Annotated in this window: 15 protein-coding genes; 5 read left to right on the top strand and 10 right to left on the bottom strand. The window is 63.7% G+C overall.

Translation table 11 applies throughout. The features are described from left to right. Positions 1 to 115: 115 nt before the first annotated feature. Both AC1PLU_RS05180 and AC1PLU_RS05185 read right to left on the bottom strand, forming a co-directional pair. The gene (locus tag AC1PLU_RS05180; RefSeq protein WP_481107888.1) at positions 116 to 1,291 is read right to left on the bottom strand and encodes a phosphatidylinositol-specific phospholipase C1-like protein; all 1,176 of its coding nucleotides are present in this window, start codon (positions 1,289 to 1,291) and stop codon (positions 116 to 118) included. A 140-nt stretch (positions 1,292 to 1,431) separates the two neighbouring features. After that, positions 1,432 to 3,390, bottom strand: a complete 1,959-nt coding sequence (locus tag AC1PLU_RS05185) for an acetyl-CoA hydrolase/transferase C-terminal domain-containing protein (protein ID WP_481107889.1) — start codon at positions 3,388 to 3,390, stop codon at positions 1,432 to 1,434. Positions 3,391 to 3,543: 153 nt separating this feature from the next. Between AC1PLU_RS05185 and AC1PLU_RS05190 the strand changes: the two genes are divergently transcribed. The 3 genes from AC1PLU_RS05190 to AC1PLU_RS05200 are packed head-to-tail and all read left to right on the top strand — an operon-like array spanning position 3,544 to position 5,817. Continuing rightward, on the top strand, positions 3,544 to 3,909 hold the full coding sequence (locus AC1PLU_RS05190) for a BlaI/MecI/CopY family transcriptional regulator (RefSeq protein WP_043888927.1): 366 nt from the start codon (positions 3,544 to 3,546) through the stop codon (positions 3,907 to 3,909). Next, a complete protein-coding gene (locus AC1PLU_RS05195) occupies positions 3,899 to 5,236 on the top strand; it encodes a TonB family protein (protein WP_481107890.1) in 1,338 nt (445 codons plus the stop codon). The genes AC1PLU_RS05190 and AC1PLU_RS05195 overlap by 11 nt, the downstream gene beginning before the upstream one ends. Continuing rightward, positions 5,233 to 5,817 (top strand): hypothetical protein, encoded by a 585-nt coding sequence (locus tag AC1PLU_RS05200; RefSeq protein WP_481107891.1) that lies wholly within the window; start codon positions 5,233 to 5,235, stop codon positions 5,815 to 5,817. Before AC1PLU_RS05195 ends, AC1PLU_RS05200 begins: the two co-directional genes overlap by 4 nt. A gap of 53 nt (positions 5,818 to 5,870) precedes the next feature. Here AC1PLU_RS05200 and modC read toward each other — a convergent pair whose 3' ends face one another. The 8 genes from modC to AC1PLU_RS05240 form a co-directional block, all read right to left on the bottom strand. After that, entirely contained in the window at positions 5,871 to 6,485 is a 615-nt protein-coding gene (modC, locus tag AC1PLU_RS05205) for a molybdenum ABC transporter ATP-binding protein (RefSeq protein WP_481107892.1), read from the bottom strand. Beyond that, positions 6,485 to 7,171 carry a molybdate ABC transporter permease subunit gene (modB, locus tag AC1PLU_RS05210; RefSeq protein WP_255087014.1) on the bottom strand — a complete coding sequence of 229 codons (687 nt, stop codon included), beginning with the start codon at positions 7,169 to 7,171 and terminating at the stop codon, positions 6,485 to 6,487. Before modB ends, modC begins: the two co-directional genes overlap by 1 nt. Before the next feature lie 15 nt (positions 7,172 to 7,186). Next, positions 7,187 to 7,963 carry a molybdate ABC transporter substrate-binding protein gene (gene modA, locus AC1PLU_RS05215; RefSeq protein WP_481095376.1) on the bottom strand — a complete coding sequence of 259 codons (777 nt, stop codon included), beginning with the start codon at positions 7,961 to 7,963 and terminating at the stop codon, positions 7,187 to 7,189. A 76-nt stretch (positions 7,964 to 8,039) separates the two neighbouring features. Next, positions 8,040 to 8,864, bottom strand: coding sequence for an MBL fold metallo-hydrolase (locus AC1PLU_RS05220; protein ID WP_481107893.1), 825 nt, complete (start codon positions 8,862 to 8,864; stop codon positions 8,040 to 8,042). Between the two features lie 13 nt (positions 8,865 to 8,877). Beyond that, the gene (locus AC1PLU_RS05225; RefSeq protein ID WP_481107894.1) at positions 8,878 to 9,810 is read right to left on the bottom strand and encodes a S1/P1 nuclease; all 933 of its coding nucleotides are present in this window, start codon (positions 9,808 to 9,810) and stop codon (positions 8,878 to 8,880) included. Beyond that, entirely contained in the window at positions 9,782 to 10,396 is a 615-nt protein-coding gene (locus AC1PLU_RS05230) for an OmpW/AlkL family protein (RefSeq protein WP_006452856.1), read from the bottom strand. The genes AC1PLU_RS05225 and AC1PLU_RS05230 overlap by 29 nt, the downstream gene beginning before the upstream one ends. 116 nt (positions 10,397 to 10,512) lie before the next feature. Then, positions 10,513 to 11,136: an OmpW/AlkL family protein gene (locus tag AC1PLU_RS05235; RefSeq protein ID WP_481107895.1), complete on the bottom strand. Its 624-nt coding sequence runs from the start codon at positions 11,134 to 11,136 to the stop codon at positions 10,513 to 10,515. Positions 11,137 to 11,423: 287 nt separating this feature from the next. Continuing rightward, positions 11,424 to 11,936, bottom strand: a complete 513-nt coding sequence (locus tag AC1PLU_RS05240; RefSeq protein ID WP_104591828.1) for an SgcJ/EcaC family oxidoreductase — start codon at positions 11,934 to 11,936, stop codon at positions 11,424 to 11,426. A gap of 581 nt (positions 11,937 to 12,517) precedes the next feature. Here AC1PLU_RS05240 and gap point away from each other — a divergent pair. Further along, entirely contained in the window at positions 12,518 to 13,519 is a 1,002-nt protein-coding gene (gap, locus tag AC1PLU_RS05245) for a type I glyceraldehyde-3-phosphate dehydrogenase (protein WP_006451409.1), read from the top strand. A 217-nt stretch (positions 13,520 to 13,736) separates the two neighbouring features. Further along, positions 13,737 to 14,207, top strand: coding sequence for a hypothetical protein (locus tag AC1PLU_RS05250; RefSeq protein ID WP_043889406.1), 471 nt, complete (start codon positions 13,737 to 13,739; stop codon positions 14,205 to 14,207). Positions 14,208 to 14,244: the final 37 nt, after the last annotated feature.

Here is a 14,244-nt window from a genome sequence, read left to right on the forward strand (position 1 = left end):
AGAACGTGGGGTGCCCGGCCCGATAACGCGGGCGCAGGCGTGCATCGCCGACGCCTTCCATTGCGACAGGTCTGGGTGTTTTGCGTGGGTGGTGCGATTGCGGACGTGACCCCACTCAATGCGTGAGGTCGACACCCTTGCAATGCGCGTGCGGAAGCTGCGGATTGCAGCGTGCGACCGCATCGCCGTCGAAGCGCACCACGTAACCGTTGCTGGCCGGCTCGTGTGCGGGGAAGTCGGTGCTGAGCAATTGCGCACCACTGGCCAGCATGCTGTTGCGGCGCGTAGTGTCGTTGTGCAGCGCTTCTTTCAGGTCTGCGTCGGTCCGCGTGCGCACCAGATAGCCGGCTTTCACCAGCTGGTTGATCTTCTCCACGGGGCCATCGTTGAGTTCAGTAAACGCGGCATCGTCTTCGCCCGGCACGGCGTTGGTGAAGCACACCCGTCCGCGCAATGACGGATGCCCGGGCAGGTAACTGGCACCGGCCGCGCGCTGGTCGAGCAGGAACACGACCTTGCCACGTGCTTCGTGCAAGGATGGCCAGCCATGCGCGAGCACAGCGGCGTTGAGCGTAGCTGCGGTGCCACGCACCTGATCGGGGCTGAGGTACTCGCCGGGCTGAAATACCGAGCGCAGTTCGGCATCCAAGGCATCCAGCGCCGCGGTATCGAACGGCTCCGGCTGCACGGTCGGAAAGCTCAGCTTCACCGCTGCCTGTTTGGTTTCCAGCAGGATGAAGATCGGCACATGCCCAGGGTGCTGCTTCGACCACGCGCGCACTTCCTGCAGGCAAGCGATCAGGGGTTGGCAGTTGCTGCGCTGATCCACATCCTGCACATGCATGACCTTGAAGCCCGGCTTGTCCATCACGCCGGCAGGTGCACTCGCCGGCGCTGGCGGGAGGCCAGCCTTGGCAACTTGCGCGACGATTGCCGGGTGCGCGTAGCGGCCGCCGTTCGCGTCGGCAAACACATCCAGTTCTAGCTGTCTGACGCCATCGTCCAGCTGTTGCGTCAGCGCTGGATGGCGATAATCCAGTGCTGCGAACAATTCCGGGCTCAGTTGTTTCAGCAGTGCCGCTTCGCTGGGGGCGAAGCCGGCGTGGTAGCTGTTGTGGCTACCGATGTACTGCAGATCGGTGAGGCGAGGTGCGGCGTGTGAAGTGACGCTAGCCATCATCAACACGCCGAAAAATGCAGCGTGTCTCGTGGTGCTTCGCTTCGCGCGCGATGACTTCGCTTTGCTGTCATCGCCTAGATTCAAAGCCGAAAAAGCGTGTAGAAAGCGCATGCACCGAAGCCGGAAAGAAGGTGGTCGCCATCATCCCGGCCAAATTTGACGCAACGCTTTCCGCAGTGTTGCCGTCGTGGGTCACAATGCGATAAACGCGCCATGACATCGTTTCTCGGCACATCCCGGCAAAGCCGCTCTCAGTGCGATCTGGTCTTGCGCAAGGCGTATGCCAGTAGCCGTGCCTGCACGCGCTCACCGATGCCGCGTGGCGTGTCCAATGCCATGCGTTGCAAGCAGGCAGCGTCGTCTGCATCGCTCGCATCGCGTGACAGCAGTGCGCGCCACACCGTCGTCAGTTTCGCGCTGTTGCTGGCAGTGGCGCGTTTGAGCCAGGTCAGTGCGCGTAGCACGCGTTGCTCGACCTCAGTGAAGTCGCTGCCGAGTGGGTAGTCGGGCAGGCTGCCGTCGCGGAGAAACGGCGCCAATGCCTGTTCCAGCGCTTGCGGTGTATTGCGTTGTGCGCGGGCAGGCAGTGCAGGGTCGCTACGCAGCTTGCGCGATGTCTTTGCTGTGGCAAGCAATGCATCCTGAAAGCGCGCATCGCAGATGCTCGCCATCGCCAGCACGCAGTCCTGATCGGTCTGGTGGCGTAGATCGGCGATGCCGTACTCGGTGATGTACAGATCGCGCAGATGGCGCGGGATGGTGGTGTGCCCATAATTCCAGCGCACGTTGCTTGCCGCATGTGCTCCGGCATCGCGGGTGGCCCGCAGCATCAGCGCGCTACGCGCCTGCGGCAAGGCATGCGCCATTGCCACGAAGTTGTACTGACCACCGACACCGGAGACCACGCGCCCATCGTCCAGCCCATCGGACACCGCTGCACCGAGCGCGGTGGCCATCATGCAGGAGTTGAAGAAGCGTGCCTGATGGCGTTGCAAGCGCTCCAATGTTTCGTTGCCGCCGTAGAGCTGATTGATCTCGCTGATGCGGCGCATGCCGATGGCATCGCGGGTCTCCGCATCCAGATCGCGCAGCCATTGGTAGAAGTCCGGCGAACCAAGATAGAACGCGCCATGCAGAAACTCGCCTTCGCGTGCCAGCCGCGCGTGATCGGCTGCATCGGCACTGCCGTCGGCAATGCGCTGCATCAGCGGCAGATCGTCGTGCACCTTGCGGCGGATCACGCCGCAGTCCACCAGCTGCTTGAAGCCCTCATTGAGCATTTCGCTGCAACCGTACAGGCCGATCTCGAAGGGCTCCAGACCACCGCTGGCGTGCACCGCAGGATGCTGTTCCAGCTCCGGATCCAATGCATGCAGCACGCGCCGATAGGTCGCATTGTCGGTCTGTCGCAGCACCAGCGCATGGCTCAGCGCATCGGCCAACGTGCCGATGCCGATCTGCAAGGTGCCGCCATCGCGCACCAGCGTGCTGGCATACAAGCCGATCGCGTAGTCGATGGTGTTCACCGGTTGCCGCGGCAAGCCGAACAGGCGCGGCGACGGGCCGGGCAGGTCGATGACCAGATCGAAGAACGCCTCGTCCACCGCTGCAGTGCCGCCGATCCAGGGCAGTTGCGTATCGATTTCCGCCACCAACAGCGGACGTGGCAGGCCGAGCGCCTGCACCGCATCGAGCGTGTCCTGGGTGATGTCGTTGTTGCACGACAGCGACAACCGCGTGCCGCACGGTTCGCGCGCCACTTTCTGCACGATCAGGTTGGGCGCGCGTTGCGCCACTGCTGCAGCGGCGTGCGTGTAGTTCAGACTCGTGTAGTCGGCCTGCGCCTGCGTGGAGTGCAGCAGGCCGCCGGACTGCATGTAGAACTCTTCCACCTGCACATGCGCCGGCAATGCGTCGCGCAGCATGTCGTCGACATAGGCCAAGCGCGGAAAGTCGTCACCGAAATGACGTGCAACGAACGGCGCCGCAAAGCGCGCCTCCAGCCCCGCACCGGGCTTGGGCGGATTGAGCGACAGCGCCGTGTACAGCGCCAGCGGTCGTGACGGCGTGTCCTTGAGCTGCGCATACAAGGCGTTCAACAGCCGATGCGGCTTGCCGATGCCAAGCGGCGCACCGACGCGCAAGGGGCCTTCGATATCTTGCAGGATCCGCTGCACGGCGGAGGGCAGGTCAGTGAGATGTTCGGTCATCCGTGCAGGGTAGCCGAGCCGATGGCGAGCCGGTTGCTTGGGCAGTTGGCGTTGCGGTTGGTCGCTGCAATCGCTGCTTGAAGCCCGAGGAGGAACAGGTTGACAACCACTGGGTTTACGCATGTAATCAGTAAAAATTACGGATGTAATCGGATGTCGATCAGCGATGCAGAGGCGGTAGTGATGCAAGTGCTCTGGGACGGTGCTCCGCGCACGGCAGAAGAGGTGGTCGCAGCGCTGGCACAGACCGATTGGGCCGAGCCGACCATCAAGACTTTGCTCAATCGCCTGCTCAACAAGGGCGCCATCGCCGCGCAGAAAGACGGGCGCAAATATCTCTATACCCCGCTGCTGCAACGCGAGCAGTGGGTACAGCAACAGAGCGAAGGATTGCTGCAACGACTATTCGGTGGGCGGGTGGCGCCATTGGTGGCGCATTTCAGCGAGCGCGGAAAGCTCAGCGCGTCCGACATCGCGGAATTGAAAAAGCTGATCAAGGAGTTGGACGATGAGCCCTGACGCACTGGTTCCGCTACTGCTGCGCGCAACGCTTTACACCGCGGCCGCGCTATCGATCTGTCTGCTCCTACGGCGCCCATTGCGCGGCTGGTTTGGTGCAACGGCGGCGTACGCGATCTGGGCATGCGTTCCGCTCGCCTTGTTGGCCGCCGTGCTGCCAAGCCCGCAATCGGATGTTGCGATGTTGAAGGTGCCGCTGCTTGCTGCGATGCCGGCTCTGTCCAACGCGCATGACGGTGCTGCTGCGTGGACGACGCTGGCATTGGCGGTGTGGCTGACTGGTGCCGCGCTGATGGCAGCCATGCTGTGGCGGCGGCAGCATCGTTTCGTGCGCAGCCTTGGGCCTTTGTACGCGTTGGACAAGGCAGTGTGGTCGGCAACGCATGACGCCGGGCTGCCGGCCTCATTGGGAATCTGGCGCCCACGTATTGTGGTGCCGTCGGATTTCACTACGCGCTATTGCGCTGCCGAACGTGCGCTGGTGCTGGCGCACGAACGGCTGCATCTGCGCCGCGGCGATCTGCATGCCAATCTGCTTGCGGCCCTGATGCTCTGCATCTGGTGGTTCAACCCGCTGATGCATCTGGCCTGGCGCGCGTTCCGGCTGGATCAGGAACTGGCCTGCGATGCGGCCGTGCTGGCACAGCATCCAGGCAAGCGACGCAGCTACGCCACCGCGATGCTCAAGACCCAGCTGGGTGCCGGTTGCACACCGCTCGTCTGTCATTGGGCTGCGGCGCATCCGTTGACGCAGCGGATTGCGGCGTTGCGTGGTCCAGTGAAAGATGCCCAGCGTTCGCGCTGGAGCGTTGCGGTGGTGCTGCTGGTCGCTGCGACGATCAGTGCCGCTGTCTGGACCCTGCAGCCGGCGCGCATCGCGGGATCGTCACACGCCGCGCTTGCAGACGGCAGCGCTGTGGATTCCAACAGCATGCGATCGCCAAGCTATCTGGATTTCACGACGATGCGACCGCCTACATATCCAGCCGCGGCGTTCGATGCCGGCATCGAGGGTTTTGTCGAACTGCAGATGGAGGTCGACCCAGGCGGTGTACCGCAGCACATCGCCGTCGTGCGCAGCACGCCAGCCGGTGTCTTCGATCAAGCGGTGCTGGATGCAGCGCGCCAATGGCGACTGAAACCTGCGTATGCACAGGGCAAGGCCATTGCATCGAACGTGCGCGTGCCGGTGAAGTTCGAACTGGATGCGCCTGAGCAAACGACCATGACCGCCAATGCCAGCGCTGCACGATCGCATGCGCCACCCTCCGAGCGCCTTGCCGGTTGCGCTGTGCCAGGCTGCGCGATGCAGGAGACGCTGCGATGAGAGGTGCTCCGATCTGCGCCGCAGTCCTGGCGCTGTCGCTTGGCGCATGCGCAACGCCACGTGTGCAGGAACAGCAGCGCAGCCAGCGCGAAGATTCGGTGGACCAGCGCATGCTGAGCGCGCAGTCGGGAGGCGACGGCGATTCTTCGATCCAGCCTTATACGCTGGCGCCGACACAGCGCTTCCGCATGCCGCGCGCGCTGCGCAGCGCGGCGCCGGTGCTGCCGGCCGATTCGCCACGCCAGACCTTGCCGCCGACCACCGTATGCGCGCATGTGATCCTGACTGCCGAAGGCGCGGTGCAGCGCGTCGATCCGATGTCCGATCGCGACGAATGCGCGGCGGGTCTGCTGCCGGGCAACGCCGATCTGGTGCAGGCGGTGCGCACCACGGTGCAGCAATGGCAGTTCGTGCCGGCCGCGATGTGCACGTTTGCGCCTGGTGTGGCACAACCGGCGGCGCTGGACGACTGCACCGGCGCAACCGGCGAAGAACCGGTGCCGGTGACGCTGTCGTTCGCATTCACCTTCGAGGTGCGGCAGGGCAAGGTCAGCGTGCGCACCGGCAAGGTTGCACGCTGACGCAGGCCTTGCGTCAGCGAATGGACGCAACGCACCAGCGCTGCCGGCTGCGCTTACTCCAGCACATGCACGCTGTCGGCAATGCGCTGCACTTCGTCGGGATTGTGGCTGACGTACAACATCGGCAGACGGATCTCGTCGCGCACGCGCTGCAGGTAGGGAATCAATTCTTCGCGACGCGCCTGATCCAGCGCCGACAAGGGCTCGTCGAACAACAGAATCGCCGGTTGCGACAACAAGGCGCGGCCGATCGCCACGCGTTGCGCTTCGCCACCGGACAAATTGCGCGGCCGGCGTTGCAATAACGGCGCAATCCCCAGCAATGCCACCACATCGTCGAAACCGAACGGCGCTGCGCCACGCGCATGCCGGCCGTAACGCAGATTGCGGCGCACATCCAGATGCGGAAACAGCCGCGCATCCTGAAAGACGTAGCCGATGCTGCGCTTGTGCGTAGGCAGGTTCACGCCTTGCCGGGCGTCGTACAGAGACCGCCCGTCGATGCGGATATGCCCGGCCTGCGGTCGCACCAGCCCGGCGATCGCATTGAGCACGGTGGTCTTGCCGGCACCGGACGGGCCGACCAAGGCCACCACGCGGGCGGCGTCGTGAATCCGGATGTGGCGTTGGAAGTTGCCGCGCTGCAATTGCAGATCGATGTCCAGCATCAGTCTTCCTCACGCGGATGCGGCCTGCGCACCAGCCACTCGGACAACAGCAGCGCCGCCAGCGAAATCGCCAACGCAACGCCAGCCAGCCGCCACACGCCCGATTCCATGCCCGGCACCTGCATCAAGCCGTAGATGGCCGACGACAAGGTCTGGGTTTCGCCAGGAATATTGGACACGAAGGTGATGGTCGCGCCGAACTCGCCCAAGGCCTTGGCGAATGCCAGCACCGTGCCAGCGACCAGACCGGGCCAGGCCAGCGGCAAGGTGATGCTGAAGAACACCCGCCACGGACCGGCACCGAGCGTGGCGGCGGCGGCTTCCAGGCGGCGGTCTGTGGCCTCGATGGACAAGCGAATGGCGCGCACCATCAACGGAAAGCCCATCACCGCGCATGCCAGCGCCGCGCCGGTCCAACGGAACGCGAACTGGATGCCGAAGTATTCCAGCAGCCAGCTACCGACCGGCCCCTGCGTGCCCAGCACCACCAGCAGCGCGTAGCCGGTCACCACCGGCGGCATCACCAAGGGCAAGTGCAGCAACGCGTCCAACAGGGCCTTGCCCGGAAAGCGGCGCCGCGCCAGCAACCAGCCGCATGCAATACCCGGCGGCAGGCTGGCGATGGCGGCAACGATCGCGACCTTGAGACTCAAGCCAATCGCGGTCAGCTCTTGCGGGGTGAACATCGACAACGGCGCGCCTCAATCGGTCAACGAAAAACCGCGGCGGGTGAAGATCGCCTTGGCCGGTTTGCTGCTCAGCCATTGCACGAACTTGACGGTGTCGGGATTGCTGCTGTTCTTCAATGCAGCGACCGGATACACGATCGCATCGTGGCTGTCGTCGGGGAACGTGGCGACCACGCGTACCTTGGGGTCGGCGCGTGCGTCAGAGCCGTACACGATGCCCAGCGGCGCCTCGCCACGCGAGACCAGCATCAGCGCCGCACGCACGCTTTCCGACTCGGCCAGGCGGTTGCTCAAACCGTCCCACTGGCCGAGTTTGCGCAGCGATGCGGCGGCGTATTTGCCGGCCGGCACGCTGGTGGTCTGGCCAACCGCCAACCGGCCGCTGTCGCCGAGCGCCTTGGCAATCGCGCCAGGTTTGCGCGGGTCCACGTGCACCTTGCTGGCGGCCGGGGCGATCAGCACCAGCGTATTGCCGAGCAGGTTGTGGCGCTGCGCCGGCAGCACCAGGCCGCGCTGCTGCAGATAGTCCATCCATTCCAGATCGGCCGAGAAGAACACGTCTGCCGGTGCGCCTTGCTCGATCTGGCGTGCCAGTGCGGAGCTGGCGGCATACGACACGCGTACCGGCGTGCCGGTCGCCTTTTCGTAAGCGGCCGCGGCCTCGTCCATGGATTCCTTCAAGCTTGCTGCGGCAAACACCGTCACCGGTGCAGTCTGCGCAGTGGCCAGGACGGGCAGGGCGAGCATCAGCACGCAAAACGCGCGCTGCCAAAAACCGATCGTGCGCATGGGTAAGCTCCAGCAGGGTCAGAGACCGATCATAGCGGCTGCACCCCGTGCGCCGCGTGGCGACCACACTGGAACGTTACCGATCCACTCCGCCGCATCGGCCAGCTTGGAGATTGGCCTGCAGCGCAGGCCGGATCAGCTTGGGCTCGGGCAAGGTGGCATCGCGCGCCTGCCGCTGCGCCACGAACGCCTCGATCTCGACGCCATCGCGCACATGGATATTGCCGCGCCGCTGTTCGCCAATACTGGTCTGATGCGCCACAGCGCGGCCGCCCGGGCCGTAGTCGTGGCAGACGAACACACGGGTGTCTTCCGGTAGCGCATACAGGCGCTGGATCGAGGCAAACAGCTGCCGCGCATCGCCACCGGGGAAATCGCAGCGCGCCGTGCCCGCGTCGGGCATGAACAACGAATCGCCGGGAAATAGCGCATCGCCGATCAGATACGCGATGCTGTCGCTGGTATGCCCAGGCACTGCGATGATGCGCGCCTGGATGCCACCGAGCTGGAAGCATTCGTCATCTGCGAACAGGTGATCGAACTGCGAGCCATCGGCGCGGAAGTCCTCTGGCAAGGCATAGCGCGGTGCGAGTGTCTGTTGCACATCCCGAATGCCTTCGCCGATGCCGATGCGCGCCTGTGGCCAGTGTTGTTTGAGCCATTGCGCGGCAGACAGGTGATCGGCATGCGCATGGGTTTCCAACAGCCAGTGCACCTGCCAGCCGTGTTCGGCGATGGCATCGACGATGGCCTGCGCGGCGTGCGTGCTGACCTCGCCGGTGTCGGCCGCATAGTCCAGCGCCGGGTCGATCACCGCCGCTGCACCGGTTGCCGCATCGGCGACCACATAGGTGAAGGTGTTGCTGTCGGCGTGGAAGAACGTAAGGACTTCGGGCTGCATCGGCGTCTCCATCTCAGGGGGCAGCCAGCGCCGCATTGAGCACGGCGGCGAGTCGGTCGCCGGCAAGCCGTAATTGCGTCTCGGCGATCGGACGATAGGTAGCGATGTAGTTGTCGGGCAATACATGCTCGCTCGGATACACGCCCCGCGTGATCGCGATCTTGCACGACGCTTGCGCCCAGGCAGCAGCGGGCGGCGGCAGCGCCGGAGACATTGCAGCGGCAGCCGGCAACGCCAGCAGACGTGGCAGATATGCATCGTCGTCGAGGTGGCTGTCGTTGAGCATGCCGCTGTCCCACAGCGCATGCAGGTTGCTGCCCTTGCCATCGACCTGCAGCTGGAACGTGTTGCCGCCCTTGTCGTGCGCGTAGCCGGCATGCATGGGCTGATGGATGTCGCCGACAAAATGCACCACGAACTTCAATGCCTGCCGACGCACGTCCAACGGCTGGCTGCGATCGGCAAGCAACGCGGTTTGCTGATCGAGCGCGGCGATCACGCAATTGCCATCCGGGCAGTCGCGCGCCGGCACGTAGCCGCACTCGTGTTCACCCAGGTTGACGTAATGCCAGGGCCCGGAGCGCTTGCCCAGATCCGGATCGTGTTCGCGCAGTTCATCGGCCCAGGTCGCGACCCCGGCCAGGCTCGGATGCGGCTCGCCTGCCAGCAATTGCGCCACCTGCGCACGCGCTTGCGGCGTCAGTTCGGTTTCTGCAACGCGTGCCACCAAGCGGTGGCCCTGCGGGCCCCAGGCGAATGCGGTCATGGGCTGGAGTGTTGCAGCAATGGCTGCGGCCAGAACGACGGTAGAGGGAGAGAAGGTCTTCATCCCGCAAGTGTACGCAACGGTCTGGGACGGTTTTATGGCCGTCCCGGTCGCACGACGGCCACGCCTCAGCGTGGCGTCTGCAACACGATCAGAAGTACACCAGGTAGGACACGCCATAGGTCAGCGGATCGATCTTCGCCTTGCCCAGCCGCGCGCCGTTGAAGTCGACGTTGCTTTGCGAGCCGGTCCAGCGCGCATCCACGCGCAAGCCGCTGCGGTCGCTGAAGATGAAGTCCACGCCGACGTGCGCGGTGGCACCCACCGAATCGTCGAAGCTCAGATCGCCATTGCCGAATGCATCATCGACGTCTTCACCGAGAAAGGTGGTGTAGTTGATGCCCACACCCACGAACGGCGAGACCGTGCCATAGCCATTGATGTGGTACTGCAACAGCACGCTCGGCGGCACCGACCAGTAGCTCCCCACCTTGCCGATACCGTCGAGTTCCAGATCGTGCTTGCCCGACACGGCAGCATGCACCTCGATGCCGAGATTGTTGCGGATGAAGTATTCGTAGGTGAACGACAGCGCCGGTGCGCCCTTGATCTCGGCACGCGTGCCGCCGAAGGTGCCGCTGTCGGATTTGGGCGAGACATAGCCGGCACCGTAGCCAGTGGTCCAGTGGCCGGCCGACTGTGCAAGGGCGGGTGTGGCCGAAGCGGCCAGTGCGATGGCGAGGGCGGTACGGATCAGCATGCTCATGGAATCCCCGGTAGGTCGGACAGGCGGTCGACGTGACCAACCTGTCCGCAACTCCGGCGGTGGATGCACGTCCCTGGACGCCCAGTGTGCCAGAGATGCACCGCGCACGCAGTGGATCAGAACCGGTGCACGTACGCCACGCCATAGACCAGCGGGTCGATGTTGACCGTGCCGATGCGGTTGCCATCGAGGCTGGCTTCGGTGTCGATATCGATCCAACGCAGGTTCACGCGCAGGGCGCCGCGGTCGCTGAGCTTGTAGTCCACGCCTGCATGCAGGGCCATGCCCCAGGAATCGTCCAGTTCCAGATCGCTGCCGGCCAGCGCGCCGCGGGTGTCGGTGCTGAAGAAACGGGTGTAATTGATACCCGCGCCAACGAACGGCGAGAGCTTGCCCTGGCTGTTGAAGTGGTACTGCAGCGAAATCACCGGCGGCAGATGCTTGGTGCTGCCGACACGCCCCATGCCGCGGAGCGCGATGTCGTGCTCGAACGGCAGCGCAGCCAGAACTTCGATGCCCAGGTTGTCGGCGATGAAGTATTCCGCAGTGAAGGTCGGCTTGATGTCCTTGCCGACGTCTGCTTCGAGCGTGCCGCCGACCAGACGGCCGTTATCGGATTTGGGCGCGACCTGGTGGGCGCCGACCGCAACCGTCCAGTCGCCTTTGGATTGAGCCAATGCGGGGACGCTGGCAAAGCTGGCGGCCAGGCCGGCGAGCAGAAGGGTAGAGCGCATGCGCATAGAAATTCTCGTTGTGTGCAGAAGATGGAGTAAGTCTTGTGGGTTTGCCCGAGGGCTGCCTTGATCCTGATCAATCCGTTGGCGCCACGACGCTGTGGGTCATGCAGCGGTGTGAGCAAGAGCTGGCATTGACAACAGCGGTGCGCGCCGTGGCGGTGATCGCACCGGCGCATCGCGTCCGAGGTGCAACGCGATGCGCCTGGCGCAAGCGGCGGCGGGGGAGGAGCGCCGACGCTTGCATGCGCGATGGCGCAGGCAGCGAGCGGATGGCTGCAGGGATCGAGCACTTACTTGACCTTGGCGACCTTGGGCGCATCCACTTCCGGCATCGCCGAGCTGTGGTGGTTGATGATCAGCCACTTGTCGTCACGCTTTTCGTACACGAAGGTGTAGCGCGCCTGCACCTTGCTCTTCTTGCCGTCCTTGTCGGTCAGCGTGAAGGTATAGACACCGGCATCAACTGCGCTGTCTTCATCGAGTACGCGCACGGTGCGGTAGTTGACGACGCCCTGCGGCTTCTTGGTCAGGAACATCTCAAAGTACTTTTCGATCTGCGCCCGCGAGGCGCGCACTTCGTTGGAGACGGTCGGCAGCAGCACACCGTCCGGTGCGTACAGATCGGCAACCTTGTGCGGGTTGCCGGTGGCCAGCGCCGCGTTCCAGGTGTCGAACAGTGCAGCCACTTCGCGCGCTTCGCCATCGGCGGGCAGCGTTGCCTTTTCGGTGTAATGCATCACGCCGCCAGCCAGCGCCGGGGTGGCGGCCAGAGCCAGAACCAGAGAGAGAAGGGTGCGACGCATGGGGGAATCTCCGTTGTGATTGATGGGTGCCTCAGCAGGCAGGGCCAGTATCGAAATCCACGGAGCGCCGAAATTCTGCTGTTCGGCATAGTCTTGAGTATGCTGTGTGGCGTAGTTTTTATATTTCTAAGCGATTGAAAATAAAGAATTTAATGAGGATTTATGGCCGTCTTCAGGTTTTGCCTGTTGTGTGGACAATTGTTCGTTGCGCCGAGCGTCGAGCGCTGAGCAACGCGTGCGGATGCCCATTTGAGAGCGATGCGCCGTTGCCTTCTTGAAGGACACAGGCTATTGCCGAGCCCGCTGCCAGCGCGGTGCATGCAGGCGCTGGATCAGCAGGTCTCTCGTTGCATGTGGGGCCGTGCATCGCGCATGCAGCGAGCGCAGATATCCAGGGTCGGCACTGCGTCTACCGGCAGTGGTTCGGGGATGCCTGCGATGGGTGCGGCTGCACCTGACCACAACGTCTTTGCACGCTGTACTGCGCGGTATTCAAACGCACGGCTGCGCGAGTGCGACGCTGCTAGAATGGCCGTCCCTTTCCATCCGCCGCGCTGTCGCGGCCGCAGGAGCTAGTGAACATGGCAATCAAGGTTGGCATCAACGGATTCGGTCGCATCGGCCGCAACGTGCTGCGCTCTGCGGTGCAGAACTTCGGCAATGACATCGAGATCGTGGCCATCAATGACCTGCTCGAGCCCGACTATCTGGCCTACATGCTGCAATACGATTCGGTGCATGGCCGCTTCAAGGCCGATGTATCGGTCGACGGCAACACGCTGATCGTCAACGGCAACAAGATCCGTCTGACCCAGGAACGCGACCCGGCCAACCTCAAGTGGGATGCCGTCGGTGCCGAGGTGGTGATCGAATCCACCGGCCTGTTCCTGACCAAGGAAACCGCGCAGAAGCACATCGACGCGGGCGCCAAGAAGGTGATCCTGTCGGCACCGTCCAAGGACGACACGCCGATGTTCGTGTTCGGCGTCAACGACAAGACCTACAAGGGCGAAGCGATCGTCTCCAACGCCTCGTGCACCACCAACTGCCTGGCGCCGTTGGCCAAGGTGATCAACGACAAGTGGGGCATCAAGCGCGGCCTGATGACCACCGTGCACGCGGCCACGGCAACGCAGAAGACCGTGGACGGCCCGTCGAACAAGGATTGGCGCGGTGGGCGCGGCATCCTGGAGAACATCATTCCGTCCTCCACCGGTGCTGCCAAGGCCGTCGGCGTGGTGATTCCCGAGCTCAACAAGAAGCTCACCGGCATGAGCTTCCGCGTGCCGACCTCCGACGTCTCGGTGGTTGACCTCACCGTCGAGCTGGAAAAGCCGGCCACCTACGCCGAGATCTGTGCCGAAGTGAAGGCGCAGAGCGAAGGCGCTCTGAAGGGCGTGCTGGGTTACACCGAAGACAAGGTGGTGGCCACCGATTTCCGCGGCGAGACCTGCACCTCGGTGTTCGACGCCGACGCCGGCATCGCCCTGGACTCCACCTTCGTCAAGCTGGTGTCCTGGTACGACAACGAGTGGGGCTACTCCAACAAGTGCCTGGAAATGGTGCGGGTTGTGGCGAAGTAAATCGCGCGCTTAGGCGACGCGTTGAAGGCCCCGGCATGCCGGGGCCTTTCGTTTTTTGTCTGTCGGAATGTGATGTGGACATGCGCCGTTACCGCTTCGTCGCCAGTACAAGATGTGGACTTTGAGAGGCTCACGTGCGCTAATTTGCGCGCACGGCGGCCGTTCCCGTGTCGTGTACGAAGGATCGGGGAACTCCATGGATCGAGAGAACATAACGATGAATAAATTTCTGGCGGGCGCATTGGCGCTCGGTGTGGTGATTGCGTTTTCGGCTCCGTTGAACAGTTGGGCGGCGAAGAAGCAGAGCGGTACGCCGGCCTGGATGAATGCCGATGGTGAAGTGATCAAGTCGTCCGACGTCGAGGCCGGCTATGGCGAGACCGTCAAGGGCGTCAACGATTACGAAGGCGAGATCACCGGCAAGCCTGCGCCGGGCAGCAAGTTCACCCAGTTGCAGATCGGCATGCCGATGAAGCAGGTGACCGATCTGATCGGGCAGCCGAATGACCAGGGTTCGTACGTGACTGGCAAGGCGTTCATTCCGTTCTTCTTCGGCGGCGACCGTTACCGGTACGAGATGGCCTACAAGGGCCAGGGCCGTCTGGTCTTCGCTGGCAAGTCGATGGATACCGGCGGCAACTTGATCTGGATCATCCATAACAAGAACGACAGCGGCTACCGCGAATAAGTTTGAAACGCCCGGTTCTCCGGGCGTTTTTTTGGGC

The sequence above is a fragment of the Xanthomonas sp. NCPPB 2933 genome (assembly GCF_056725225.1).